General features: G+C 46.1%; 21 protein-coding genes, 1 pseudogene, 1 riboswitch and 1 other annotated feature. Of the genes and pseudogenes, 3 read left to right on the top strand and 19 right to left on the bottom strand.

Features of this window, described 5'->3' with window-relative positions:
* Nucleotides 1-48: 48 nt before the first annotated feature.
* The 16 genes from BP95_RS0116590 to BP95_RS0116515 all read right to left on the bottom strand — a co-directional run bounded on the left by BP95_RS0116590 (nucleotide 49) and on the right by BP95_RS0116515 (nucleotide 18860).
* Nucleotides 49-1248 carry an FAD/NAD(P)-binding oxidoreductase gene (locus tag BP95_RS0116590; RefSeq protein WP_028532757.1) on the bottom strand — a complete coding sequence of 400 codons (1200 nt, stop codon included), beginning with the start codon at nucleotides 1246-1248 and terminating at the stop codon, nucleotides 49-51.
* A 262-nt stretch (nucleotides 1249-1510) separates the two neighbouring features.
* The gene (locus BP95_RS0116585; RefSeq protein WP_021255984.1) at nucleotides 1511-2734 is read right to left on the bottom strand and encodes an MFS transporter; all 1224 of its coding nucleotides are present in this window, start codon (nucleotides 2732-2734) and stop codon (nucleotides 1511-1513) included.
* Entirely contained in the window at nucleotides 2727-3503 is a 777-nt protein-coding gene (locus BP95_RS0116580; RefSeq protein WP_028532756.1) for a DeoR/GlpR family DNA-binding transcription regulator, read from the bottom strand. Before BP95_RS0116580 ends, BP95_RS0116585 begins: the two co-directional genes overlap by 8 nt.
* A 167-nt stretch (nucleotides 3504-3670) precedes the next feature.
* Nucleotides 3671-5512 (bottom strand): fibronectin type III domain-containing protein, encoded by a 1842-nt coding sequence (locus BP95_RS0116575; protein ID WP_028532755.1) that lies wholly within the window; start codon nucleotides 5510-5512, stop codon nucleotides 3671-3673.
* A gap of 290 nt (nucleotides 5513-5802) precedes the next feature.
* Nucleotides 5803-7023 (bottom strand): DUF4179 domain-containing protein, encoded by a 1221-nt coding sequence (locus BP95_RS0116570; RefSeq protein ID WP_021255987.1) that lies wholly within the window; start codon nucleotides 7021-7023, stop codon nucleotides 5803-5805.
* Complete coding sequence (locus tag BP95_RS0116565) at nucleotides 6992-7588, bottom strand: RNA polymerase sigma factor (protein WP_021255988.1); 597 nt, start codon at nucleotides 7586-7588, stop codon at nucleotides 6992-6994. Before BP95_RS0116565 ends, BP95_RS0116570 begins: the two co-directional genes overlap by 32 nt.
* Before the next feature lie 259 nt (nucleotides 7589-7847).
* Nucleotides 7848-8828, bottom strand: coding sequence for a DUF4179 domain-containing protein (locus BP95_RS30650; RefSeq protein ID WP_021255989.1), 981 nt, complete (start codon nucleotides 8826-8828; stop codon nucleotides 7848-7850).
* Between the two features lie 39 nt (nucleotides 8829-8867).
* On the bottom strand, nucleotides 8868-9842 hold the full coding sequence (locus BP95_RS0116555; protein WP_021255990.1) for a DUF4179 domain-containing protein: 975 nt from the start codon (nucleotides 9840-9842) through the stop codon (nucleotides 8868-8870).
* 123 nt (nucleotides 9843-9965) lie between these two features.
* On the bottom strand, nucleotides 9966-10511 hold the full coding sequence (locus tag BP95_RS0116550; RefSeq protein WP_021255991.1) for a GNAT family N-acetyltransferase: 546 nt from the start codon (nucleotides 10509-10511) through the stop codon (nucleotides 9966-9968).
* Nucleotides 10512-10826: 315 nt separating this feature from the next.
* Entirely contained in the window at nucleotides 10827-11627 is an 801-nt protein-coding gene (locus tag BP95_RS0116545) for an ABC transporter ATP-binding protein (protein WP_021255992.1), read from the bottom strand.
* A gap of 32 nt (nucleotides 11628-11659) precedes the next feature.
* Nucleotides 11660-12355, bottom strand: a complete 696-nt coding sequence (locus BP95_RS0116540) for a FadR/GntR family transcriptional regulator (RefSeq protein ID WP_028532753.1) — start codon at nucleotides 12353-12355, stop codon at nucleotides 11660-11662.
* Nucleotides 12356-12489: 134 nt separating this feature from the next.
* The gene (locus BP95_RS0116535) at nucleotides 12490-13209 is read right to left on the bottom strand and encodes an SDR family NAD(P)-dependent oxidoreductase (RefSeq protein ID WP_021255994.1); all 720 of its coding nucleotides are present in this window, start codon (nucleotides 13207-13209) and stop codon (nucleotides 12490-12492) included.
* Between the two features lie 27 nt (nucleotides 13210-13236).
* Nucleotides 13237-14664, bottom strand: a complete 1428-nt coding sequence (locus BP95_RS30645) for an aminotransferase-like domain-containing protein (protein WP_021255995.1) — start codon at nucleotides 14662-14664, stop codon at nucleotides 13237-13239.
* 213 nt (nucleotides 14665-14877) lie between these two features.
* Complete coding sequence (locus tag BP95_RS0116525; protein ID WP_028532752.1) at nucleotides 14878-15864, bottom strand: helix-turn-helix transcriptional regulator; 987 nt, start codon at nucleotides 15862-15864, stop codon at nucleotides 14878-14880.
* A 301-nt stretch (nucleotides 15865-16165) separates the two neighbouring features.
* Nucleotides 16166-17362, bottom strand: coding sequence for an MFS transporter (locus BP95_RS0116520; protein WP_021255997.1), 1197 nt, complete (start codon nucleotides 17360-17362; stop codon nucleotides 16166-16168).
* Nucleotides 17363-17798: 436 nt separating this feature from the next.
* On the bottom strand, nucleotides 17799-18860 hold the full coding sequence (locus tag BP95_RS0116515) for an exosporium glycoprotein BclB-related protein (protein ID WP_021255998.1): 1062 nt from the start codon (nucleotides 18858-18860) through the stop codon (nucleotides 17799-17801).
* Nucleotides 18861-19209: 349 nt separating this feature from the next.
* Between BP95_RS0116515 and BP95_RS0116510 the strand changes: the two genes are divergently transcribed.
* A complete protein-coding gene (locus BP95_RS0116510; RefSeq protein WP_028532751.1) occupies nucleotides 19210-20145 on the top strand; it encodes a DMT family transporter in 936 nt (311 codons plus the stop codon).
* A gap of 221 nt (nucleotides 20146-20366) precedes the next feature.
* Here BP95_RS0116510 and BP95_RS0116505 read toward each other — a convergent pair whose 3' ends face one another.
* The 3 genes from BP95_RS0116505 to BP95_RS0116490 all read right to left on the bottom strand — a co-directional run bounded on the left by BP95_RS0116505 (nucleotide 20367) and on the right by BP95_RS0116490 (nucleotide 23885).
* A complete protein-coding gene (locus BP95_RS0116505; protein WP_021256000.1) occupies nucleotides 20367-22040 on the bottom strand; it encodes a glutamine--tRNA ligase/YqeY domain fusion protein in 1674 nt (557 codons plus the stop codon).
* A gap of 94 nt (nucleotides 22041-22134) precedes the next feature.
* Nucleotides 22135-22390, bottom strand: a binding site (T-box leader).
* Nucleotides 22391-22553: 163 nt separating this feature from the next.
* Nucleotides 22554-23696: a GerAB/ArcD/ProY family transporter gene (locus tag BP95_RS30640; protein WP_036667235.1), complete on the bottom strand. Its 1143-nt coding sequence runs from the start codon at nucleotides 23694-23696 to the stop codon at nucleotides 22554-22556.
* 15 nt (nucleotides 23697-23711) lie between these two features.
* On the bottom strand, nucleotides 23712-23885 hold the full coding sequence (locus BP95_RS0116490; RefSeq protein ID WP_231515130.1) for a hypothetical protein: 174 nt from the start codon (nucleotides 23883-23885) through the stop codon (nucleotides 23712-23714).
* A gap of 255 nt (nucleotides 23886-24140) precedes the next feature.
* On the opposite strand from BP95_RS0116490, the pseudogene BP95_RS33155 reads away from it, so the two are divergent.
* Both BP95_RS33155 and BP95_RS0116480 read left to right on the top strand, forming a co-directional pair.
* Nucleotides 24141-24254: pseudogene (locus BP95_RS33155) on the top strand (ABC transporter substrate-binding protein); the annotation flags it as partial.
* A gap of 63 nt (nucleotides 24255-24317) precedes the next feature.
* Nucleotides 24318-24378: riboswitch (Fluoride riboswitch) on the top strand.
* 128 nt (nucleotides 24379-24506) lie between these two features.
* On the top strand, nucleotides 24507-25772 hold the full coding sequence (locus BP95_RS0116480; RefSeq protein ID WP_051250003.1) for a voltage-gated chloride channel family protein: 1266 nt from the start codon (nucleotides 24507-24509) through the stop codon (nucleotides 25770-25772).
* Nucleotides 25773-25828 lie beyond the last annotated feature (56 nt).

The raw sequence follows: 25828 nt of genomic DNA, 5'->3' as shown, positions 1-25828 counted from the left end.
CACGGGTACTTGATTAACTTCACACCCTGAAATTTTCGTAGACTTCCCTTACATTCGACCCTTCAGCATGCCGTGCCAGTACATTTTAGGCAGCAGATTTTTTTTCAGCATATACATGCTGTACCGTTCCTTCGACTGATCAAATGGGAATGTTTCCTGCGGGGACAGATCATAATCGAACTCCGCCAGAATAAGCCGATTATAGCCGGTAACGAGCGGACATGATGTATAGCCGTCATAACGTGCGGCAAGCGGTTGTCCAGCCAGCAAGCTGATGATATTTTGTACGGCGACGGGAGCCTGCTTGCGGATGGCTGCTCCCGTCTTGGAAGTCGGGAGATTGCTGCAATCTCCGAGCGTGAACACGTTCTTGAACCGGACATGCTGCAGCGTATGTTTGTCGACTTCGGCCCATCCTGCGGCTCCTGCAAGCGGGCTATTTCGAATGAAGTCGGGAGACGACATGGGCGGCACGACATGAATCATGTCGTATCGGAGTGTCTCCCGATCCTTCGTAACCACGTGCTCGAACACGGCTTCCTTCCTCACCGAATCAATCGAGATCAGATCAAGCTGATATTTGGTCGCAATGTCTTTTCGTTCGATCACCCGATTAAGTGCCGCAGCATATTTCGGAACGGCAAAGATAGACGCATTTCCCGAAGCGAAGATAATGTTCGTCTTATTTCTAATCCCTGCTTGACGGAATGCATCGTCGGCCAAATACATAATTTTCTGAGGCGCTCCCCCGCATTTGATTGGCGAGTTCGGCTGCGTGAAGATCGCATTGCCGCCACGGAACTGGCGAATGGACTTCCACGTGCTATCGACGTATCGATAATCATAGTTGCTGCACACCCCATCCCGTCCGATACACTCCTTCAGTCCCTTGATCCGCTCCCAGTCCACCTGAATTCCCGCCGCTACGACGAGGATCTCATACTGGATGATGGTGCCCGCCTTGGTAACGAATCGGTTGACCTCCGGATTGAATTCCTCAACCGCCTCCTGAATCCAGTCGGCTCCCTTCGGGATCAGCGATTGCTGGCTGCGTTCGGTCGTCTCCTTGCTGACGACGCCTCCGCCGACAAGCGTCCACAAGGGCTGATAATAATGTTTGGTTTGCGGATCAAGTAGCACGACTGAGCCGTGAAGCGCTTTCGATTCGCGTAGCAAGCGGGCCGCGACCGACAATCCAGCGCTGCCTGCCCCGACAATTGCAATGGTATAGTGAAGCTTTTTTGGCATTCAATGTCCTCCCCCGCTTACACGTGCTGCTAGCTGGTGCACATGGGTATTTTCGCGCATTCTTGCTTGCCCTCATTTCCAAAGGAGTTATTGTGGGATAGTGAATCCACTTAATGTACCGATGGTCAAAATATATGGCTGGAATCCTCATTCTATGATTGCATAACAAAAAAGCAATTCCGCTTCCATCTTGCGAGGCAGGAATTGCTTTTCATTCGATAAATTTTATTATCTTAGCTTTGCATGTGCTCTAGTAATAACGCTATGAATGGTTTTTGCTAATCGCTTCTGAAGCATGGATTTGGCTCGTTTGTTTGCTCGTCAACAAGAACAAATTCAGGCGCTTTGATCCGAATACGAGCAGCAGCATCGTTACCATCACCCCGAAGAAAAGCCACATGACGGCTTGAACCGGCCATATGTCCATCATTCTACCGACTGCAATCGGCAGAAGCGAACCACCTAGTCCATTTGCCGCCAGCAAAATACTCGTTGTCCGCTCAGTCATGCCGGGAAGGGCACTATTCGCATAAATCAGCATGATCGCGAACATGCCTGCCATTCCAAGCCCGAGGAGAAAACTAATGACGTACCCTCCCCAAGCCTGTGAAATGAAAGGCAGAATGAGCAATACAAGGACACTGAGCACTGTCGTGATCCATAAAAATCGATAGTACGTTATCTTTTCTGCAAGTACACCGCATAGCGCACGGCCGATAACCATCGCCGTCCAATATACCGTAACCGTCAATGTTGCATCAGAGGTCGCGACGCCCCATCTCTCGATAAACAGGGATGGGAAGAAGTGCACAACAGACACTTCGCTTCCTCCATAGAGCATGAAGAAGAAGGCGCATAGGACAAGGAAAGGAATGGACTTCGCTGAGTAAGATTCACGCCTGGCTTCGGAGCCATTACCTACTGTGCGCGTCAACATGGCATCGACATGACCGAATGACATCCGCTGCCAGGCGATTGCCGTGAGAAGTGCGCTTATGCCGAGCAGCAGGAAAGAGTATGTCCATATCCCACGTGCGATTAAGAAGCTTGCCACGAATGGTATCATCAAGGCGCCGAGGCCAAAAGTAACCTCCAGCTTGCTCATCGCGATGGCTTGCTTCTCTTTGACAGCGACAAGAATAATGGTACCGATCCCTGACTCCACAAGCCCCGCTCCTGCCCCCGCAAATCCGGCTATCAAAATAACGACTGGCCATGGCGGGAGGAAAAACAGCAGCAGCTCGGCGCTAATCATCAGCAATCCGATCATAACTCCTCGTTTCCGACTGAACCTTCGAGAAATAGCAGGCATACTGAGAACGCCGAGCAGCATGCCGACGAATTGAACGAAGACAAGTATTCCACCGTCCGTATAATTCAAGTCATAGTTCAGAAGCAGTTCAGGGAGCACTGCACCCATAATGACAAGTGTTACCCCAGTTACAATGTAGGATAGACAACCCATCCAAATTAGTCTGTTAATCATGGTGCACCTCTCTGTCAGCAATGATGATCTCAACGCCTATTTCATTTACATAACGCTGCCACTCCGCATCTGGCTCACGATCTGTGACGATAAAGTCTATATCTTCTAAGCCTGCAACACGATGGAACATCGTCTTGCCGAACTTGGAGTGGTCAGCAAGGACAATGACTTGGTCTGCGCTGCGAATCACCTGACGGATGAGATATGTCTCTTCTTCAAAGTCGGTCGTCAGTCCATTCATGGATAATCCACAAGTCCCGAGGAAGGCCTTGTCAAAATGATAGTCGCTTAGCATCTCAATCGCCCGCGATCCATAAATCATGCGTTGATCATTGTTTAATAGGCCGCCAAGCAGCTGAATGCGAGCTTCATTCCTTGCCGCCATCATACCAGCCATGTCGATGGAATTCGTAACGATGACATTCCCCTTGGTCTTCATATGTTCTCCCACACACCGTACCGTCGTGGATGAGTCCATGTATAAGTAATCTTCGTCGTGAAGGAGAGCAGCGGCAACCTGACCGATCATCTGCTTGGACGTCGTCTCCTTCTGTAACCGTTGGCCGTAATTGGGCATTTCCTTCGATATGGTAGGCAGGACGGCTCCACCTCGTGTGCGGACGATACATCCTTGTTCCTCAAGCTTGATAATGTCCCTGCGTGCCGTATCTCGTGATATAGACAGCAGGTCGCATACTTCTTCCACTTCAATGCGCTTGTTTCTCTTCAGGTGCTCTAATATAGCTGCCAAGCGTTCCTCTTGAAACATGGATTCTCCCCTGTTCTGTTAAGTAAAGTTAAGTGTTAATAAGTAAATCTAAGTATTAATCATGATTATAAGCCATAAATGGGAAGTGTCAATAGGAGAAGCGACACAGTTTACCTACATGAAAAAAGGAGTTCTGATCGATTCAGAACTCCCCTACTTCCGTTCTATTAGGATTTGAGCTGCCACAGAGCTGGAACGTTAGACGGTTCCCAACCGAGCAATGAAGTATGAGCTTGCCGGCATACATAAGTCTTTTCGCCATAAGTGACTTCGTCGTTTGCCTTATAGCTGACATTTGGAGCCCATGGCTGAGCCCCGCCTTGTGCATCTGTCGTTACTTGAACAATGGTTCCAGTGGAAACATTCCTTGCTGCATCCTTAGCAGTTACGGTAAATACGTAGTTTGTATTTGGCGTTAATTCTGTAATAGTTGCGGTTGTGTCCGACACATTGACAGCATTCGTTCCATAAGACACGGTATAGCCAGTCACACCGACATTGTCCGTCGAGGCCGACCAGCTGAGTATTACTGAAGTTGCGGATTTTCCTGTTACCTGTAAATTACCTGGGGCGGTTGGGGGTGTTGTATCTCCACCTGATCCCGCTGGAGCTGTCTTCACCGTTAGCGGTGCGCTTGCAGCGGATTGGTTCCCCTTCGCATCCTTTCCAGTAATCGTGAAGGTATAATCCGTATCTGGCGTCAATCCCGAGATGACAGCATTCGGATTCGAAACGCTCACAGATTGAGTCCCATAGGAGACGGTATATCCGGTAACCCCAACATTATCTGTGGAGGCCGTCCAGCTGAGGCTCACACTGGTGGATGTCTTAGCTGTAACGATTACGTTTGTTGGTACGGAAGGAGGTTCCGTATCGGGAATAGGCGGAGTTAATGCATCCAGATAAGCACGATGACTGTTTGAGAATTCAAAGTTATTGAACTTATCCCAGTTCACTGACCATGTCATCAACCCACGGAAGTTCGGATATCCAGTCAAACTGCCTCGTGTCTTGTAGCTGGACAACTGTACGCCTTTCATGAGCGCATCAAGTGCTTTATGCACTTCTGCGACCGTAGTGAACCCGCCCCCCGCATTCGCATTTGCAGGCAATCCGAGCATAACTTGATCCTGACGCAGTGCCGGGAAGAAGTTGTTTTGATTTTTGGCAACAGGGAATCCGGTCAAGAGCATGTCGGCCATTGCCACATGGAAGTCAGCATTCCCCATCGTGTGATACTGATCATCCAGTCCTGTAATCGGGCCTGAGTTGTAGTTCTGCACTTGTAGCCAATCCAGAATATCGCGGGTTGCATGGATGACGGGCAAATAAGCTCCTGCGCGGTTGTCGCAGCTAATACAGCTGCCGCCATAGAAGGTATAGCCTAATTGAACGAAGAAGGTTTCAGGAGCCATGGTCAGGTAGAAGTTATCGGTTCCAAAGTGGTTATTAATCGTACGGAGTGCTGCAATGAGGTTGACGATAACTGGAGTGGTGGGATTTTTGAAATCACTGTCGCCAGCGTTCAAATAGAGGGAATGTCCTTCGAAGTCCACATCAAGTCCGTTGAAGCCATATTTTTCAATGATCGCAATGACTGAATTGACGAAATTATCTCGGGCTCCGGCATCCGGCAGTTGCACCTGCCCATTCTGGCCCCCGATCGAGATGATGACTTTCTTGCCTTGGCTCTGTAAGTAAGCGACATCAGTCTTGAAGTCGGCATCCGTATAATTGTAAGGCGTGAAGCCGATTGTACCATTCGTGACGCCAGAGGTTGGTTCTGCGAAGGAGACGTTAATGACATCGAACTTAGGAGATACGTCACGGAGCTTGATGAACCCGGAGCCATTATCGAAGTTGTGCCAGTACCCTACAATCGTCTTACTGGATACGGCAGCTTGAGCTTGCGGCACCCAGAGTACCAGACCTTGTAGGAGCATCAATGCTAGAGCTGCATGTAAGACAACCATCCATTTGTGGCGGGATGTATTCCCTGTACGTAACATACGTAATCATCCTCCTTTAATCCATAATGATAGCGCTTGCGAAATGTTGATAACAGAATTGGTTATCCCTCCTACTTCATGACCAGACATATGAGACAACACCTGCATGAGCATCTGCACTGGCGTTCCGTGCAGCTCAGCCTTACACCATCATTATCAAGAAAAGAAGGACTGATCATAAGGGATAAATTCCAATAAAAGGGGGAGAAATACCTCTCTATATAAAAATGAGACAGGGCCAACTTCTTCCCCATGATTTCATGGTTCGCAGAGTCGGCCCTGACTATTTATTATTTGAATTGCGGAATTTCGATCGTCATCTCAAGGTTTTTCCAGTATGTTCGATCTCCAAAAACGTTCTTATTGGTTCGTTTCATTTCAAAGTTCTTGTTGCTAATTGTATAGTTGTAAGGCTTGATTGTGATGGATTTCGATTTCATCCCTACTGGCGCATACCAATCGTTGAGGTGATACTCGGTTGTTGGCAGAACAGGTGTATAGATAAGTTTGGATGGTCTTAGTACACGTCCCTGATCATCCACAATCTCATAGTACATTCTACTTGCATGATAATCCCCCGTTTGTTCCGCAGAGGCCGGAACTGGACCCTTGCTGTCCAATACGATACGAGTGGAAACAGGTGAGATATCAAGCTGCTTAACTGTATACGAGAACTTGCCGTCCGACTTGGTTGCATTCGGTTTCAAAATCATGGCTCTGTTCTCAACCTTCACAGGAATTTTTAATTCATACGTTTCCTTAACCTGTGTCACTTTTGTCCGCACAGTCAGTTCAAATTCATCCGGTAAGGTTGCGACATGTCTAAATTCCAGCATATACATCGGCTTATCATCCATCATATAGCTGCTGAGTTGGCCAGAGGATTTGATAGGCTCACCGTTGATTAGAACTTCCGGGCTTCGAATATACCCTCTCTCCTGTTTCTCATCAGGAGTGCCGAAGGATTCCGCCATACTTTTGTTTGTCTCGTAGAATTTATTATAGAGCGCAACTCTTTCCTCATTCGAATAGCCTTCTACATATGGAGAAGCCAGATACTGAGGCAAATCTTTGCCCTCACGTTCTATGCGGAATGACAAGCGAGTACCGTCAAATAATACTTCAGTTACCTTTAACGTAATTCCATCATGCGTATCGCTAACGTTTGGCGTGGATATAATCCCGCGCTCAATCGCCTTCTGAACTGCGTCTTCGCTCGCCTCATAGAATAGCAGTCCGATTACCGGCACTTTCTTCAAAGCTTCCGCCATCGTTGGGGATACATATCCAACTCCGACCATTCCTACTCCGAGAATGACTGCGGCAGAAGCAGCGAATAAGGTTCTTTTTAGTATACTCGGCTTACGATGGAATGGTAATGAGCTTGTCCATTCCATTTGTTCGATTCGATCCATGATTTTATCGGTTCGAATGGGAGGCGGTGAGGATTGACGAATCATTTGTTCGATCCCGTCCATCTCAGCGTATTCCGTGCGCTGCATATGTCCCATGGGCCTTCTCTCCTTTTTCACTAATTCGATCCATTAATTTTGCACGTAATCTTTCATACTTCTTGCGCAGCGTTGCTGATTTCAGGCCCATAATTTCACTAATCTCTTCAAATGTATACTGCTCCACAGCCTTCAAGAGCAAAATATGCCTCTCTTCTGCAGTAAGATAGGTTAGGAGATCGCTTACTACCGTTTCATGCTGGGAAAAGGCAATCTCTTGTTGTTCTGTCTCCTTCTCCACCTGCTTAATCAAATTAAGCCAACGGCTCTTCTTCTTCTTCAAATTTATCAGATGATGATAGGCGACTTTATATAACCATGCAGAGAAAGAAACCTGCCTATTATATTGATGTAAATTCTCGTAGGCACGGATAAATATTTCCTGAACAGCATCTTCCGTTTCCGCATGATTTTTTAAAATATAGTAGCAGTATGTATACATTTGGCGTTCGAAATTGTGTAGGATCGTTCGGTAAGCTTGTTTATCACCAGCTTGTACTCGCGTAACGATTTCTTCAACATTAATAGGCTGCACTACTGACTCCCCGGGGCTGGTAGATTGCAAGTGCTCAACTCCTTTCTTGTTGTCTTATTATATATAACAATCTGAACCGTTCATTTTGTGACACGTTCAATGAAATTTTTTATTCTATGCTCTGTAAAATAAGCGACCGTTTTATGTTAGCATAATACTACTGTGCATAGTAGATACAAATTCGAAGATGTGCGTAATAATCGCCTCAGACGACGACTTGTTACCGCATGGAAAAAGGGCAGCCCAGCCATGCCTACATGGTTCTGGAGCAACCCTTGTGTTGTATCTATTATCGATTGATCGGAATCGTAACTTGCAAATCCTTCAGATAGGTTCTCTTTCCTTCACTGCCCTTTTTCGCTCCGAAGATGCTCCAATCCTTGCTGTTTACCGTGTATGTATACGGCTTGATCGTAATAGATGTCGTCTTGTCGTCAATCGGATAGTAGAATTGATCAACATGGTATTTGGTTTCCGGTTTTTTATTAAAGAATCCGATCTCTTCTTGATTTATTTCCTTCCCTTTGTTATCCATAAGCTCATAGTAGACCTTGCTTGCATGGTATTTCCCAGATTGCTCGGCAGAAGCAGGCACTGGACCTTGACTGTCTAGAATGAGTCGGGTCGAGAATGGCGTCAGTTCGAGTTGCTTGACGGTATAGCTGAATTTCCCAGACGTTTTGGATGCTTCTGGCTTGATAACGAGCGGTTTGCTTTTCAACTCGATCGGAACCTTGAGCTCAAATGGTTCACTAACTTTTGTAACTTCAGCCCTAATGGTAAGCTCGAATTTCTCGGGCGCTTTGACTCCTTTTGCGACATAATAAAAATTATTCTGAGGACCAGAGAAACTGGCACTGTTCAATTTTATCGGCTCTCCATCAACTAATACCTTCGGGCTTAGAATGTAACCCTTTAGCTGATCCTGCTCAGGGACGGCATTTTTTTTGATAAATTCATTGTTCGGATTTTCTTTTAGATCCTCCATGCTGAAATATGGGGATACCGTACCGTCCAGATTTGCTCCTTCTCGCTTGACTAAGATGGATAATGTAGAACCGTCGTACTCCACTTCTTCCAGCTTCAAGGTAATCCCGTCATGCTTCACACTCAAATTAGGCTTGTACAGGTACCCCTGCTCGATAGCCGTCTTTTCATTGATGCCGTCTAGTTTCGGCGCTGCTGCTGCGGGCAAATTCGAACCGAGTGCCCCCGTCCCAAGCAGTGCTGCCACAGATATTGCGATTGCCGTTTTTTTGATTGACTTCATTTGTATCTGTCATCCCTTCTGTTGGAAATCATTTTTGTGTTATCGCTTGATTGGAATCGTGAGCTCCAAGCCTTTCAAATACGTTTTCTTATGAGTCATTTTCCCGTTGCTCCCCTTCTCCTCGAGGATAGCCCAGTTTTTGCTATTAATGGTATACGTATATGGCTTAATCGTGATGGAGGTCGCCTTGTCGTCCGTTGGATAGTAGAATTTATCAACATGGTACTTGGTTTCCGGCATTTTATGAAAGAATCCAATCATTTCAGGCCCTATCTCGTTGCCGTTGTTGTCGAATAACTCATAATAAACTGGACTTGCATGGTACTTCCCGGATTGCTCGGCTGAAGCAGGGGGCAAACCTTCGCTGTCCAGGATGAGCCGTGTAGAGAACGGCGATAGAATAATCTGCTTAACGGTATAGCTGAATTTTCCGGAAGTTTTGGATGCATTATTTGGCTTCACAACGAGCGGTTTGCTTTTCAACTTCACCGGCACTTTGAAATCATAAGTTTCCTTCACTTTCGTCACTCCGGCCTTAATCGAGAGCTCGAATTCGTCAGGGAGCTTCACCCCTTTTGCATAGTATTGATAGCTCTTATTTTCTCCAAAGGTCTCAGAGCTGCTTATGGTGATGGGTTTGCCATCGGCAAGCACCTCACACTCTGACTTGATGTAACCTTTGAGTTTCTCTTTCTCCGGGTTGATGGTAAAGGGAAAATCAAGATTCGCTCCTTCCGGACGCAATGCGAAGGATAATATCGTTCCATCGTAGCGAACATCGGTCAAAGTTAGGGTAATTCCATCATGCTTGACACTCAAATTAGGCTTGTATAGGTACCCCTGCTTGATAGCCGTCTTTTCATTGAAGCCATCTATCCTCAGTGCTGCTGTAGCTGGCATGCTGGAACTGAATGCTCCAATGCCAAGCAGTGCTGCAGTGGAAGTGACAATGATGGTTTTTTTGATCAAGCTGAACTTGTTTTTCGAATTAGGATTGCTCTCTACATGATTCATACGAATTCACCATTCCAATCTCTCTTGTTCTACTCTATATAACAATTTAAGTTGGCTCTTTTGTGACAGAAGGCATGATTATTTATAAGAACTGTGAAATCTGGCAACAAAAAAACGAGCCAGTTAGCTCGTTCTTTGTCCATATTCCTCTCTTAATAACCCGTAGAATGCCAAATCGTAATGCTGACCGAATCGATACACATGTTGTTTCAGTGTTCCCTCATAAGCGAGACCGATCTTCTCCATGATTCTCCACGATCCAGGATTAGAGGTGTATGCTTCAGCGAATATTTTATGAAGCCCTAGTTCTTCGAACCCATAAGATAGAATCGCTTGAGCTGCTTCGGTGCCATACCCTTTGCCCCAATAAGGCTTCCCAATCCAGTATGCTAATTCTCCTCGGTTATGCATTGCTGAGATGCTGATATTCATAATGCCGATTAAGTCTTCAGATGATTTCTCGCAGATTGCGAAAATAACCACCCTATCATTCTTCTCAGCTTCCAGCATGCTGTTGATAAATGGCTCGGCTGCACCGCTCGGATATGGATACGGAATATTCAACGTCGTCTTGGCGACGTCATAATCTCCAGCTAATTGTTCAATTCTCGCAGCATCGCTCAAATTCAGAGGTCTTAATGATAATCTATTCGTTTCAAGTTGTGGCATACTGATGTCCCCCATGTTCCTTCATGATTCATGATTTTAATAACAAGAAATTGTTCGAATTCTACCATATTGAACCGGAATATACTAGTCTCCACAAAAAAAACCATGGGGATATGAGTATCCTCATGGCAAATTGCATGGTCTGTGCTGCAAATAAACAGCGTTAGACAGCTCTACTAATTTCATTCCAATTAGACATGCTGAACAGCAAGTTTCTCTGCTTATATGAAAATAAGGATGTCGTCTCCCGGATCGCACTAGCTAAGGAGGTGGAAGTTGATTCGCTAAAGCGGGCACTCTCGCCCGCTTCCGTCATTACTTATGATAATGTGGTTCATTTGACAGCAATTGAAGGGAATAACGTTGTCCCAACTCTTTCCGCACCTCGATAGCCGAATCGAAAAATTCGCTCAGATGAGCCGAGGTCAGCTGAGCGGCTGTATTGCCTGATGAAAATACAGATCCCTGTTTAATAAGCAGCGTTTTGTTGAAGCAGGGCATGATCTCTTCAACATGATGCGTAACATAGATGAGTGTTGGCGCTTCAGGCTCGCGTGCAATTGCTTGAATCATGTGGAGCAGTTGATCACGCGCGAAGATATCGAGTCCCGTGCACGGTTCATCGAGGATCAGAAGCTTCGGGGAAGCCATTAACGCACGCCCGATGAGCACACGCTGCCGCTCGCCCTGGGATAATGTATCATAAGTGCGGCCTAGCAGTCGCTCGCAGCCGAGCAGCTTAATTAAGGTTAATGCCTTGTCCTCATCAGACTCTTCGATGTTATCGTATAGTCCGATTGAAGCGAACTTTCCGCTAAGAACGATCTTCTGAACTGTTTCGTGTCCATGGAGTCTCTGCTGCAGCGAGGTGCTTACCCAACCGATCTGCTTCCGCAATTCGCGAAGATCGAATGTGCCGAATTTCTTTCCGAGGACGGATACGCTGCCTGACGTCGGCCAGATATAGCCGTTAATCATATTCAGCAAGGTTGTCTTCCCCGAGCCATTAAGCCCGAGCAAGCACCAATGCTCTCCCTGCTTCACCTCCCAAGAGACCTGTTCCAGAATCATCTTGTTATCCCTATTCCAAGTTACATCGCGAACATCAATAACCATAACGTCTCTCCTCTCCCTTGTGTGTTCGGCAGTTATTTGCTGTTTCTGCGGCCGCCTTGCGGCTCCAGATTGGCAAGCGGCAAGCGAACGGCGGTATCGGCGTCTCTATTCGCAATCGCCTGCAGCAGCTGAGCATGCAGCTCCGACCGGTCTTCATAATGCTGCGTGTCGACGATGAGGTGGCTTAGTTCACCGCGAAGCGCGCTGCAGAAAGCACGGTACAGATCAATCAGCACAGGATTGTGGCTCGCCTCTGCAATCGAACAGTGGAATTCCACATCATAATCTACATAGGCAGCGTAATTGCCAACCTCCAGTGCCTTTTTTCGTTCTTCAAGAAGCTGCTTCATTCGCTCAAGATCCGTATCCGTGCGGCGCTCTGATGCCAAGCGTGCTGCCTGAGCATCCATCATGCTTCTCACTTCGGTAATGTGCACGGTCTCCGCTCTAAGCAGCCGCTGTTCCAACGAATCTGAATCAGAGGGGCGTGAACGAACATACGTCCCGTCCCCCTGTCGCACTTCCAGCACACCAGCATGCACCAGAATCTTGACTGCTTCGCGGATCGTCGAACGTCCTACGCCGAACATCTCCATCAGCTCCGGCTCAGTCGGCATACGATCGCCAGGACGATAGTGGTGGTTAAGCGCATCATGGAGTTGTTCTAGCACTTGATCCACCAGCTTGCGGCGAGGGACAGCAGTGAATTTAGGTGTATTCAAATTCATCAGATCATCTCCTGTTATAAAGGAGTATATTCCTTTTTTTACAAATGTCAATCCAATAGTTAGGTGTAACTCGAATCCTGCGTATGAGAAGCAAAAAACCGTGCATCGCACGGTTTTAGATAGTAAATTCGAATTTATGCATTCATATCCTGCATCGCAGGAATATTGATTTCTTTGACACAGGCTGCTTTGGATAGTCCGATTACGCATGTGACGAGTGATAAGATATCTTGCACTGGGATGCGGGTACTGTCATAGGCAGAGAGCGCCTTTTCTGCTCCCTCTTCATAAGGAATTTCAGCGGCGAGCTCGCCTGGATTAATGCAGGTAACGGCTATCTGATCTTGGCGAACATGCTCACGCAGCGCATTCGTTATTCCCCGCAGCCCGAACTTAGATGCAACGAACGAAACTTGTGAATTGTTCGTATGATCTAGCCCAGCCGTCGAACCAATGAAGATGATCTTGCCTGCTTCTGACTTGCGAATATTCGGAAGCAGCGACTGGATACACATTATTGTTGATGTAATGTTGACATGAATGATTCTAGCAATTTCCGCAGGATCATCATTGTCGAAACTGTAATCGTCTTCAAAACCGTCCTGTTCCCAAATGCCCACGTTGTATATGATTACATCAATCACATCCTCTGCAACTGCATTCGCTATACGAGAGGAAGCCTCATGCTGCGACAGATCAGCCTGAATCCAGATTCGCTTGACCCCATCTTTCAGATCTATGCTGGTTGGACGATTACGGGAGACAACCCACACTTGATCTCCTTGCTTGGGCAGACCTTTTACGAACGCATCACCTAGTCCCTTACTTGCACCGAAAATAATGTATTTTTTCATTATTCCATTCCCCTTTCAGGATTCGGATTATTTCGGATTAACCATCGGTTGTGAATCGGTTATTGCTACTCGCTGGGCGATTTGCGCTAACTGCTGAATTCCCTCTCGTATTTGGATCTCGTTCATAAGTGAGTAGCTTAGACGAATCCATGATTGCATGTCGTTCTGCGGATCACATATATGACCGGGGACAAAGGAAATGGATTGCTGGAAGCAGTTGTGTAAGAGTGCGCCACAGGAAATGTCGCTTGGCAGACGAAGCCATATGTTCAATCCGCCTTGCGGCGTTGTCCATCTCCAATCAATGGGGGCTGCCGATAGTTCCTCTTCCATTACGTCCCGTCTAATTTGCAGCGCGATCCGCAACTTCTCTAGGTGCTGCTGCATCCGTTCAGATTGATAATAATGAAGAAATATTTTTTGCGTGACGAGTGGTGTTCCGTTATCTGCAAGCGATTTGGCTGTAATCAGCGGATCGATCATCGATTTGCGAGCGAACACCGCGCATATGCGCAAACCAGGAGCAACGTACTTGCTGAAGCTTCGCAGATAGACAACCCATCCATAGGTATCGTACATGAATAAAGGCTGCGGCGGCCCCTCATCGAAATAAATATCATGAAATGCATCATCTTCCACAAGCATGCAACGATACCGCTCAGCCAATTCTACAAGCTGCTTGCGCTGGGACGGAGGAAGCGTATAACCCGTCGGATTATGGAACGTTGGGTTCATATAGAACATTCGTGGACGATGCTGCTTCATCAGCTTCTCTATCGCTTCCAAATCGTACCCCTCCGGCGTGAACTCCACCGGTATCAATCGGGCGCCATGCCCTCGGAAGATGTCAATCGCAGCGCTGTATGTTGGCCGCTCTACGAGAATGGCATCGAGCGGTCTAATTAGGATTCTGGCTAGGAGATCAATCGCCTGCTGTGCACCCGTTGTGATCAGAATTTCGTCAATAGTCAGATCGACTCGATATTGCCGCATGAAATATTGACACAGCACATCACGCAGTTCCTCATCCCCTTGCGGTGTGGAATAGCTTCCCATGAGCTTGGGGTACTTATCGAATACTTTCTTTACGTATTCGGACAGGAACAGATTAGGCAGTAAATTCGGATCGATTATAGCTTGAGAAAATTGATAGTTAGCCGCAACTCGGTGAATATCGGACAGATTGCTTGTTAACTGTATGGCTGTTGAGCTGTTCTTACTATTGAAATAATCCAGTTCAACTGCTGACTTCGATGGGCTTACGTAGTAGCCGGATTTCTCCTTGACATAGGCCACACCGTGCTGCTTCAACAATTTGTAGACTTTGAATACGGTCAATCGATTCACGCCGAGTTCAGCGGCAAGGGATCGCACCGAAGGGAGCTTATCATGAGCCCCCCACTCTCCTCGTTCAATATTCGTCAATATGTAATCGTATATTTGCTTGGATCGCATCGGCACGCCTCCTCTCCCATCTGAACTTATATTGTACTACACCCATCTTCAATCTGTTCTATTTGGAGCAATCTGTTCTAGTTAAGCACATGTACGACCATACCATAGGGAGTTACAGCAATCGTGATCCAGCCAGTAATGAACCAGGCATCTCAGACATGAATCCTAAAAACCTTCAATAATTATTCCGAACCAATACCTAGTCATTCTACCTCAAATCTGGTGCAGTTCATGCCGTGAAGTTGATGCGATTAATCCGCATTCACTTGGGTTGTAGCCATAGGTTTTCCGGAAGAGAGAAGCAAAATGGCTGACATTATGATACCCAACCATCATTGCCGTCTGGCTTACATTGGCTTCCCCTCGTTCCAGCACTCGTCTTGCTTCATTCATGCGCAGTTCCCGTACGTAACCAAATACAGTAGTCCCGAATAATGTCTTGAAACCTAGCTTCAACTTATAATCATTAAGTCCTGTTAAGCGCGCAAGCCCAAGCAGGCTGGGCGGCTGCTTCCACGTTCTTGTCAAGATATCCTTCGCTTCATACAGACATTGAATGTCTTCGGCAGTCAGCTTGGAAGTGGTCTGTTGCACTGGCTCCTCTTCTTCCAAGGCAGCTAAATGAAGCGCCAGCAGCTCAAGCGCCTTTCCTTCCAAATATAGCTTTTGGAGCGTGCCTTGGTAAGGGCACTGCTTCATCTGTTCTACAAGCAATGAGATCTGGGCTGAGCCAGCCGTTTGCTTACAGAAGACGGAGCTGCGAGTCAATCGTTCAAGCTCAGGAAGATCGTTGTCGAAATACCTGAGATCAATCCGGAGCTCCATATGCTGCATCCGTTCATTAGGGTGCAGCTGCGCAATCATGTTGGCCTCTTTGACATAGATGAGCGAGGACATCCCCGGGATCATTGCATATTCTTGCGATGACGCTGACCAGCTGCCGCTGCCTGAAGTCGTATATGAAATTTCAAGATGAGGATAATGGATATCGACGTCCATCGTTACCGGACGATGAAATTCTGCGTTGAAGAAGTTGATTTCTAGCCCTTTTCTTAAGAGAAACCGCTGTAGTTGCCCTGTTCCGCTAGGTGTAGGAATGGAATAGATGCGCTTCTGGTCATTTGGCCGAAGTGAAGGAGTGATATCTATGAAATCTCTGAATGTATCACTTAAGTCGCGGGAATCGATGTGCAGTTTCAAGACCTTCTCCTCCACTCCATGTCTATATAAGTTTCTGTATGGTACTGTATGGTACATGAACAAAGCAATCCTGTGTCGGTATATTCCCATGAAACCTAGCAGGCTTAGTTGTGACGCTCCTGTTGTGCCGTCCCCCAATGTTAGTCCAAATCGAGCATATCCATGTATTTATCTCCATATTAAAGCAAATGATTATCATTATCAATGAATGAAAATAAAAAACTCTTTTTAACATTTCACTTATCTTCTTGCTGTTCTTGTTATTTTTAGATGCTTATTAGTCTACGGTTAGAGTCTTATTTTATTTCTCGATAGCTGAATTGCTAATGGTCGGCTTATTCAGTACAGCAACCATAGTAATGCTCAATATAAGAACGAGTACACCCATGATTGCAAATGGAACATGCTTATCCAGCCGATACAGCATCGTGCTTAGAATAGGTGCAATTACCGCAGAAATTCCTTGTACGGCCGCAATAAGTCCTGCAACCCCTCCCTGTTGTTCACTGGATACCGCAAGCGATGCGCCTGTCATGAAGCCGGGCATCAACAATCCAGCCCCTACTCCGAACAGGGAGAATGCGATATAGTAGCTGAGCAAGCTATTTATAAACAGGAACAGTGCGATACTGCATAGAAGGAGCAGCGATCCGACGAGCAGCAGCTGCTTGGGATGCAGCTTCGATGATTTCATTTGAATGCCCTGCGTCAAAATCATTGCGATTCCTGTCAGCATTAATCCCATGGATACCATGCGGGCTGTTTCTTGCGTAGTGAGTGCAAGCTGGTCTTGAAAATAGAAGCCGCCAACTACCTGCAGCGTAATGATACTGAGCATGGTAATCATCCCGGCTAGTAAGTTAAGGGGAATCCCTCTCTGGAACGGACTCACTTTGGGCGGCTTGGTGTGATTCAACTGCTTATGAGTAGGAATTAACATGAGCACGACAAAGAATGCGATAATCGGTAGTAATGCCCCAATGTACAGCGGCCATATCAGCCCAATAAATGCGAATACAGCAGCTATTGCAGGGCCGAGCACAAGGCCAAGCCCATTTGCTGCCCCTATAAGGGCCATGCCTGAAGAACGCCCCTTCTCATCGGTTACATCAGCCATATACGCCTGTGCGGATGAAGGTACAGCTGGAATGAACATGCCAACCATAGCTCGTGCAGCGATTAGAAGTCCAAGGAGCAGCCCCCCTTCTATTGCTCCATATAATCCGGCATACATCGTTGCAGTGAAAATGACATAACTGACGAACATTCCGATGAAGCCCATTAAGATAACCGGCTTTCTCCCTTTGAGATCACTGAGTCGTCCCCATACAGGAGCCATAACGGCCATGGCGACAGAGCCTAATGAAATGATGATGCCTGAATGCACCTCACTTAATCCCAATTCACGAATGAGCGGCGGCATGACCGGCGCAATGATCATTAACGCAACCATCGAGACAAATACACTGAAAAATACGCTAAATCGAATTCTAGCCATCTTAAATGGCCCTCCTCTCCCATACCTCTTCTTCGGATGATTCCCTCTAAATGGTATAAGAAAAAGGATTGATCCTGCTACCGCAAAACGGATTGATTATGCCGGTAAACGGATTTTCCTTGATCCAGAGAGAGAAATAGTTGCGGTTGAGGAAGCCAACAATATTTTTTGTTGCTCCTGATCAATATGTAGGTTCAGAACGAATTAACACAATTCGATATTGAATTGCTGATAGATTCTGACATGTTACTTAATTTAGTAGAGTAGGCAGCTTACCTTTACAAGAATATAGCAGAAGAAATGTGAACCATTGATCGAACTTGAAATCGATTCATATGAACAAAGCAAAGAATCGGCAGCTTCCACACCTTTACATGAAAAGTGTATTGCTGCCGATTCAATCGTGATGTTAATTATTTCTTCCTAATGATCGTGATTACGTAATTGCTACACCAGCACTTGCATATCCTGCAACCGTAGTACCCAGTGTCAAACCTGTTGTTGTAACCGAGAAGACCATTAACAAGCGAGTCTCTGTTGTTACAGGTATAGCTAGTCCAGTCGTTACTCCATGGGAGATTGCACCAATTGCTAGTATTCCAGTAAGAGCTGGTGCTAATGTAACGATAGCTCCTGGAATTGGAGTGAATGTGTTGTTCGGCGTAGTCGATTGCCACAATTGGGCCTGTATCGTTGCAGTTGCTCCAATTAGGCTAAGGGCTATTGTCGTACTAAAGTAAGCAGAAATAGACGTAATTATGCCATTACGTGGCATCGAGAATGCCATGTTCAGAAGCAAACCTGCCGCTCCTGTCAGATCAATTGTTGCACCTAATGCACTTACGGTCGGCGCAGAGTTACCAAATCCAATTAGTCCGCCTGTTCCTACCAATCCGCCTGCGAGCGTGGTCAATAGTACAGGTACACCGGAAGCAAATGGGATAATGGCTCCTGTACCAGGAGCTCCAGTTACGCCAGTTACGCCAGTAGCACCTGTAGCTCCAGTAGCGCCGATAGCACCTGTTGCACCTGTAACACCAGCAGCTCCAGTAGCGCCTGTTGCACCTGTAACACCAGCGGCTCCAGTAGCGCCTGTTGCACCTGTAACACCAGCAGCTCCAGTAGCGCCTGTTGCACCTGTAGTACCAGTAACGCCAGTACTAGGGCCGGTAGGGCCTGTCGGCCCTGTTGGACCTACAGATATCGGTGTAGACAAGATGCTATCTAGTTTATTCTGCAGAAGAAATTCTTTTTTGGTTAAGTCTTGAATTGTATTTCTTACACTTTGGTTTACAAGCAAAATGTCACTAATTGTAGCAGGTGGAGAAGTAACACCTGGTAAAGTACCTAAAGCAAACTGAATTTTTTCACCTTCAGCATTAATAATGTGGCTTAATCCGAGCTCTTCCAAAGCAATAGAAGATAACAATAAATTGATTGCATCGTCTCTAGTTACAGAAATAATAGGAGTAATGTTGGGGATATTAGATTGTGACAAATGAACCCCTCCCGCAAGTTGTATTTTCAATTACCCTATAATTATATGAACATATGAAAGAAATGATTGGGTAAAAAACGCAAGGTAAAGACATAAAGTATGTTCCGTTTCTACGCGTCATAACAAATGTGTACTCCTATGATGACGAGGGGAAACCAACATCGTGTTTGCATCCAATGAAACAACAAGAAGCTGGATACTACTCATTAATACACTTGCTTTCATCGTATGGACATGTATACAACTCTTTCTTCTTCCCATTGTTAACCGTGCCGAAGTAATCTGTTCTATTTGTAGTAATCTGTCCTATCCCATAGCGTGTATGATCAATCCAAAAGGAGGAGAAACCATGGTTATCTTCAATTATGTGCTCGTTTGTCTCATCTTCAGCACAACCTTCCTGGCGGTGAAAATTGGTGTGGACGCCTCTGCCCCGCCTTTCCTGTCAGGGGGGCTTCGATTTTTCATTGCTGGAATCCTATTGTTCAGTTGGATGCTATGGAGGAAGAAAGCAAGCCTGTCCTTGTTATTGCACAAAGATTCGCTCCTTACAGGGATAGGTCTTACATTCGGAACTTTTGCTGCTCTATATTGGGGAGAACAATTTGTTGCTTCGGGGATCGCAGCGATTCTGTCAGCTACAGCGCCTATTCTAGTACTTGTGCTGCAGATGATCTTCATGCGCCACAAACCCACCATTCACGCTTTACTAGGTTGTGTCATAGGATTCCTAGGAGTTGTTCTTATGCTAGTACCTGGGATCTCAGTATCGGCAAGTATATGGGTTATTGTCGGCAGCATCGTTATAATCTTAGGTCAATTGTTCTATGCAGGGGGTGCAATTTACTCCAAACGGGTTGCGAAGCGCTTTGCAACTACGTCACCATTTGCACTTAATGCGGTTCAGATGATATATGGAGGAGCTCTACTGCTTACTCTATCCGCCTTTACGGAGGATTGGAACTTTGGGAGTATACTAACTGAACGCGCACTTGGCTCATTGCTTTATTTAATTGTGATTGGTTCGATGATTGGGCATAGTCTGTTCTATTGGCTTGTCGCCAAGACGACGCCAATATTTGCTTCTACTTGGCTGTACGTATCTCCGATGCTCGCGCTTGTAGTTGGCGTACTGTTCTATGGGGAGAGGATCACATGGGTATCGGCTGTTGGCGCAGTAATCATTATTGTCGGTACAGCCTTTATCAATTACGACAGCTTGAAACAATTGTTCCAGCGGCCTAAGAAAAGCCATACTGATCTCCAAGGAGTACAGTCTGGGTGAATCACAGCAATAAAATAAGCTCTCCCGAATGTGTTGCATCGAGAGAGCTCTTTCTCCATTTTCGTTCATATTCTCCAAAGAAAATGATACATTTTCGCAGAAAGCAAAGATCTATCATGTTATTTCGCCAAAACTTCCACAACAAACGTCTTCACAGCAATGAAATGACAAGCAGATTATACAGCACGAGTGGCATCCAAATGATTCGCTCCATACAGAGCTTATTTCTTGACCCAGGAATCCTTCAACAGTACGATCCGATGAAATTCGAGATGTGTGCCCTCCCTACCTTGCTCCCTGGCAAAATAACCATGTCTGATAAACTGGAATCGCTGTTCTGTTAGAGCTTGTGCTGCCCAAGGCTCCAACATAACGTTAGAGATACGAGTATGTGAGTCTCGGCAGATTCGGTCAGTCCAGATGATGTCGTTATCCTTCGGTACAGACTCTTCTAGCAAGAGGTTCTCGTACAAATGTACGACGGCCTCCACCGCATGAGCTGCTGACACCCAGTGAATGGTTCCCTTCACTTTCCTTCCAGTAAAGCCTGTGCCGCTCTTCGTGACCGGATCATAAGTGCATCGAAGTTCTGTAATTTCGTCGGTTGCTGGATCTTTGATAACTTCATCACACCGGATAAAATAAGCACCCTTCAATCGAACCTCGCCATTGGGACGTAGTCGGTGGAACTGGCCTGGTGGCTGCTCCAGAAAATCATCCCGCTCGATATAAATGGTTCTCGAAAAGGGAACATCCCGTTGGCCCAGCGGCTCATTATGAGGATTGTTCTCCAAGTGCAGCCATTCTACCTTATCCTCTGGATAGTTTGTTATGACAACCTTTAACGGGTGCAGTACTGCCATGATGCCGCATGTTCGGTCTTGAAGATCTTGTCTTGCGCAATGATCCAGCAGCGAGATATTCGCGGTGCTCTCGATCCGAATGCTGCCGATCTCTTCGATGAATGCGCGTATACTCTCTGACGTGTACCCTCTTCTACGAAGGCCCCGAATCGTTGGCAATCTTGGATCGTCCCAGCCCTCAACGAGTCTCTCCTCGACTAACTGACGCAAGTAACGCTTGCTTGTTACGACACCCGTAAGATTCAATCGTCCGAATTCGCGCTGCCTTGGAGGCTCTGGAACTTCGAGTTCGCGAAGAACCCACTCGTACAATGGACGATGGTCTTTGAATTCAATCGAGCATAACGAGTACGTGATGCCTTCGATGGAGTCTTGAATCGGATGTGCAAAATCATACATCGGGTATATACACCAGTTATCCTTTGTTCGATAGTGCGCAGCATGAATAATTCGATATAAAATCGGATCCCGCAAATTCATGTTCGGCGAGCTCATATCGATCTTGGCGCGAAGCACTTTAGATGCGGTAGGAAAGACTCCTTGTCTCATGTTGGTAAATAGCTCCAAGTTCTCTTGTATCGTGCGGCTGCGATAAGGGCTGTTTCGGCCAGGCTCTGTCAACGTCCCCCGATATTTCGCTACTTCGTCTGGCGTAAGATCGCAAACATAGGCCTTCCCTTTCTTAATCAAGGTCACAGCTGCTTGGTAAATTTGCTCCGAATAGTCCGATCCATAATAAATATAATCGGGGTCATATCCAAGCCATTTCATATCCTCAATGATGGAGTGAACGTAATGGATGTCCTCCTTCAGAGGATTCGTGTCGTCGAATCGCAGATGAAATGAGCCTCCATACTGCTTCGCAAGCATATAGCTTGTGTGAATGGCATAGGCGCTCCCAATGTGAAGATAGCCATTCGGCTCTGGGGGGAACCGCGTGCACATGCTTCGACTGAACGGCGAAGCTTCCTGTTCCTCATGTATGAGTCTGTATAAATAATGGTCAGTTGAATAGGCAGTATCTTGATTCATGGTGACGCCTCCTCATGAACTTGTGGGGTGAATCGAGTGTTAACACATATCTAAAAAACGCAATAAAAAAAACCTCACCTCCAAGACGTTAAGTCTTGGGGACGAAGTTATCGTGGTACCACCCCGGGTTCATTAATATGTCGCCATATTAATCTCATCAAGTACGGCATAAGAAGCATGCTTATACTCTAGCTCTGTAACGGGAGCTCCCGTCATGCCATCCCACGGTTGAACGGATCCGGCATGCTGCTCAGAGGCTTGGTTCGGGAAATGGCTCATTGCTCCTTCTCAGCTGCAGGAGCTCTCTGTATATGGGCATATTTCCTTACTCTTCTCATCATCGCGTTTCTATTATTGGGATAGATAATAACAAATCATTCCACCAATGTAAAGTCGGATGTTAGACAGGCTTCTTCTCCTTCACCGATGGATTGTACAATTCGTAGTTTCATATCAGAAAATGGATGCGAATACATAATGGGAACGGCGCATGACATAACATGACCGTTTTGCCTATTCCTTACTCCCCTCTTGTTGACATGATTCCTGTCTCGATTGTGCCCGCTTGTGTCGAATAGAAACAGCGAGCAGCAGAAGCGGGACTAAGATTCCGAACGTAGCAACGAACGGAATCCAGGTTGTCTTGTTATAATCGCTGTAGTGCACCGAGCTCGGATGAACAATTATGGAGAAGATGACTAATAGAAGACCTAACGGATATACAAGTATTCGGTAATCGTGCAGTCGCAATGTCTGTGACAGACCTACACACGAGACGTAAAAATACATCGACATTTTGAAGTAAATGGTAATGAACCACATGACAGCTACAACTACTTCGACATGCTGAAAAAAAGTCCCCACCATAATTCTTTTAGCCAGCGCATAGCTCGGATATAATTGCCGTGAAGTTGTCTCTGCTCCGAGAACCAGGATCGTACAGGCGATAATGATTGTCAACACAATACCGGCCAGAAGCACTCCGATATAGAACGCTTTTGTTGCTTTGCTCACTTCTGGAGTGGATGACGGATAGATCATTAAGAAGACGACAGCTGGAAACAAGTATATACTGCTGAACAATAATGTCGCACGGATCATCGGTTTCATACTCGACTCGAAGATAGGCTGAATCTTATGTATATCGATCTGTGGTGCAATGCATAACAGAAGAATGAGGAGCAAGAGTATGAAGTATGGAAATAGAATCTCTGCAGATCTTGCCAGCACCTCTAAGCCTAAGCGCACACCCATAACAACGATGAATGCGAATATGATATTCGTAGCGATCATAGGAGTATTGGGCAATATCTGAGTTGTCATGAAGAAGCCCATATAGTTTAGCAGCTCCGATGAAGTGATTAATGCAAAGAAAACGAAGAACCACGAAATAGCTGTTCCAAGCCATTTGCCTAAGCGCTTCTCAATCATTTCAACGAGTGTCATTCTCGGATGATGCTGTGCGACGATGCTATACAGCTTCACAAGAAGCATGCTTATTCCAATGCTAATAATTGAAGCAATCCATGCATCCTGCTTCACTTCTTCTGCCAAGCTTGAAGGGATAACTAAGATCGCCGTTCCAACGGAATATAAGAAGACGAGAATTGTAAACTGACGAACGCTGATATTATTCTGTTCCCCTTTTCCCATCATGATTGCTCCTCTCGTTCATCCCTTCAAGAATGTTGAAATCAGGCTTGTAATTGGTTTATAGATGGCTGCAACCATGTCAAGCGGACTTGGTACTTTAACATGAAATGCCAGAGCGATGCCAAGTACTGTGCCGAGTGTAAGCAGTGTACCGAATGCGACAGCTTCTTGTTTACTTCCGCTCTTCGACAATGCTGGGTATTCCATGATAATAATGGTGACTGCAATAATGAGGATCCCTAAACTAGCTAAAATATGTCGTAATCCTCCATTTCCTATATTGTGGATATTTGTGATCAATCTATTTCAATTATCGTCGTTGAGCATTTTTTTAAACGAATTGGGAAAAATTTTTCAATGCAAGGAGCTCATCATCATTGTAAGGAGCTCTTGTGCAATGTACGAAGCTGATCGCTCCTTAATATGTCCTTAACAGGCGGAACGGGCGGTGCAATGCCGAATGAGACTGCATCCGAATTTACGATGTATCCCGGCAACCGCTTGTTCATTATGATTTCGACAGGCTTACCGCAATTGCTGTACGGAGAATTAGGTTTTAAGCGCGTCTTACTTCGGATTAGAATTGACTATGCGGATGAAATGAAATAAAATACATCTATATTAAGTTGAATAGGCGATGGAGTTCGCCATAACCGCCGTCTAGGCTAATGACTCCTACCAGAGAATAACTTCCCTGGTAGGAGTCTGTTTTTTTGTCCAGAATGGTAATGACAGAAAGGATGATGAGATGTTGTGAAGAAATGGAGAGGGTTGCTCATACCTGTCTTACAGAAATCTACATACGCCGCTATTATGGCTTCTTTATTGAAGTGGATTGTACTTGGGAGTATCGTCGGGCTATTGACTGGTTCTGCCTCTGCGATATTTCTCATCAGCTTGGACTATGTTACGGGGACGAGAATCGAGCATCCTTGGTTGTTGTACCTGTTACCGCTGGGCGGTGCTGTGGTCAGTTACATGTATTTGAAATTCGGTAAGAACAGCGCGAAAGGCAATAATCTTATTATTGAACAGATTCATGATGGCAAAGAAGTGATTCCACTGCGTATGGCGCCCCTAGTCTTATTCGGTACGCTCGTTACGCATCTGTTCGGAGGCTCCGCAGGCCGCGAAGGTACGGCAGTCCAGATGGGCGGCAGCTTATCCGAATGGCTTGGCAAAATGCTGCGAGTCGATCAAACTGATCGTAGAATTCTTCTCATTTGCGGCATTAGCGGTGGGTTCGGTTCCATATTCGGCACCCCGCTTGCGGGTACAGTATTTGGACTTGAAGTGCTGGCCATCGGACTCATCCGTCACGAGGCCCTGGTTCCTGCATTCGTAGCGAGTTTTGTGGGGAATATTGTCACCTCGTCAGTATGGGGAGTATCACATGTCCATTACGTCGTCAATGAATTTCCTGAGTTATCGCTGCTTGTACTGGGAAAGGTTGTGCTGGCCTCCATCTTGTTCGGACTCACGAGCCGGCTGTTCAGTCAACTGACCCACTATTTGAAAAAAGGGTATGCCAAGCTATTCGCAAATCCGATGCTTAAAAGTGCGGTAGGCGGGCTAGTTATAATCGTATTCGTGTATTTTGTTGGATCACGCGATTATCTTGGCTTAGGTATTCCGCTTATTCAGAGCTCATTTACGGAGGACGTATCTCCATTTGCCTTTCTTGGGAAGCTCATTTTCACTTCCTTTACGTTGGGTGCAGGCTTTCAGGGCGGTGAGGTCACGCCGTTATTTGCCATCGGAGCCACATTAGGCAATGCATTGTCGGGCATTTTGCAGTTGTATGCCCCCTTCTTGGCTGCACTAGGATTTATTGCCGTATTTTGTGGAGCAACGAATACACCGATCGCCTGCTTCCTGATGGGAATTGAGTTGTTCGGTTCTGAGGGAGCGATTTATATGTTTATTGCCTGCTTGATCAGCTATTTATTTTCAGGTCATACCGGTATCTATACTTCACAACAAATTGGAGTATCTAAGGCGAAATTGATACGGATTGCAGCAGGAAGTACGATTGGCGCAGTCAAAACGGAGCAGCGGCAACAGGATCGTACTGAGTAATATGACGATAACCACGGAATGAGGCTGTCCAATTCGTTAGCTTACCTTCTGCGGGA

The sequence above is a fragment of the Paenibacillus sp. UNC217MF genome (assembly GCF_000686865.1).
Taxonomy (GTDB): domain Bacteria; phylum Bacillota; class Bacilli; order Paenibacillales; family Paenibacillaceae; genus Paenibacillus_B; species Paenibacillus_B suaedae.
The sequence above is the reverse complement of the archived record's forward strand: the minus strand, read 5'-3'. Positions and strand labels throughout refer to the sequence as shown.

Bases quoted from the DNA above. Each gene is read 5' to 3' on its own strand.
- BP95_RS0116590 (WP_028532757.1), bottom strand. From the start codon at position 1,248: ATGCCAAAAAAGCTTCACTATACCATTGCAATTGTCGGGGCAGGCAGC.
- BP95_RS0116585 (WP_021255984.1), bottom strand. From the start codon at position 2,734: ATGATTAACAGACTAATTTGGATGGGTTGTCTATCCTACATTGTAACT.
- BP95_RS0116580 (WP_028532756.1), bottom strand. From the start codon at position 3,503: ATGTTTCAAGAGGAACGCTTGGCAGCTATATTAGAGCACCTGAAGAGA.
- BP95_RS0116575 (WP_028532755.1), bottom strand. From the start codon at position 5,512: ATGTTACGTACAGGGAATACATCCCGCCACAAATGGATGGTTGTCTTA.
- BP95_RS0116570 (WP_021255987.1), bottom strand. From the start codon at position 7,023: ATGGGACATATGCAGCGCACGGAATACGCTGAGATGGACGGGATCGAA.
- BP95_RS30650 (WP_021255989.1), bottom strand. From the start codon at position 8,828: ATGAAGTCAATCAAAAAAACGGCAATCGCAATATCTGTGGCAGCACTG.
- BP95_RS0116555 (WP_021255990.1), bottom strand. From the start codon at position 9,842: ATGAATCATGTAGAGAGCAATCCTAATTCGAAAAACAAGTTCAGCTTG.
- BP95_RS0116550 (WP_021255991.1), bottom strand. From the start codon at position 10,511: ATGCCACAACTTGAAACGAATAGATTATCATTAAGACCTCTGAATTTG.
- BP95_RS0116545 (WP_021255992.1), bottom strand. From the start codon at position 11,627: ATGGTTATTGATGTTCGCGATGTAACTTGGAATAGGGATAACAAGATG.
- BP95_RS0116540 (WP_028532753.1), bottom strand. From the start codon at position 12,355: ATGAATTTGAATACACCTAAATTCACTGCTGTCCCTCGCCGCAAGCTG.
- BP95_RS0116535 (WP_021255994.1), bottom strand. From the start codon at position 13,209: ATGAAAAAATACATTATTTTCGGTGCAAGTAAGGGACTAGGTGATGCG.
- BP95_RS30645 (WP_021255995.1), bottom strand. From the start codon at position 14,664: ATGCGATCCAAGCAAATATACGATTACATATTGACGAATATTGAACGA.
- BP95_RS0116520 (WP_021255997.1), bottom strand. From the start codon at position 17,362: ATGGCTAGAATTCGATTTAGCGTATTTTTCAGTGTATTTGTCTCGATG.
- BP95_RS0116510 (WP_028532751.1), top strand. From the start codon at position 19,210: ATGGTTATCTTCAATTATGTGCTCGTTTGTCTCATCTTCAGCACAACC.
- BP95_RS0116505 (WP_021256000.1), bottom strand. From the start codon at position 22,040: ATGAATCAAGATACTGCCTATTCAACTGACCATTATTTATACAGACTC.
- BP95_RS30640 (WP_036667235.1), bottom strand. From the start codon at position 23,696: ATGATGGGAAAAGGGGAACAGAATAATATCAGCGTTCGTCAGTTTACA.
- BP95_RS0116480 (WP_051250003.1), top strand. From the start codon at position 24,507: ATGGCTTCTTTATTGAAGTGGATTGTACTTGGGAGTATCGTCGGGCTA.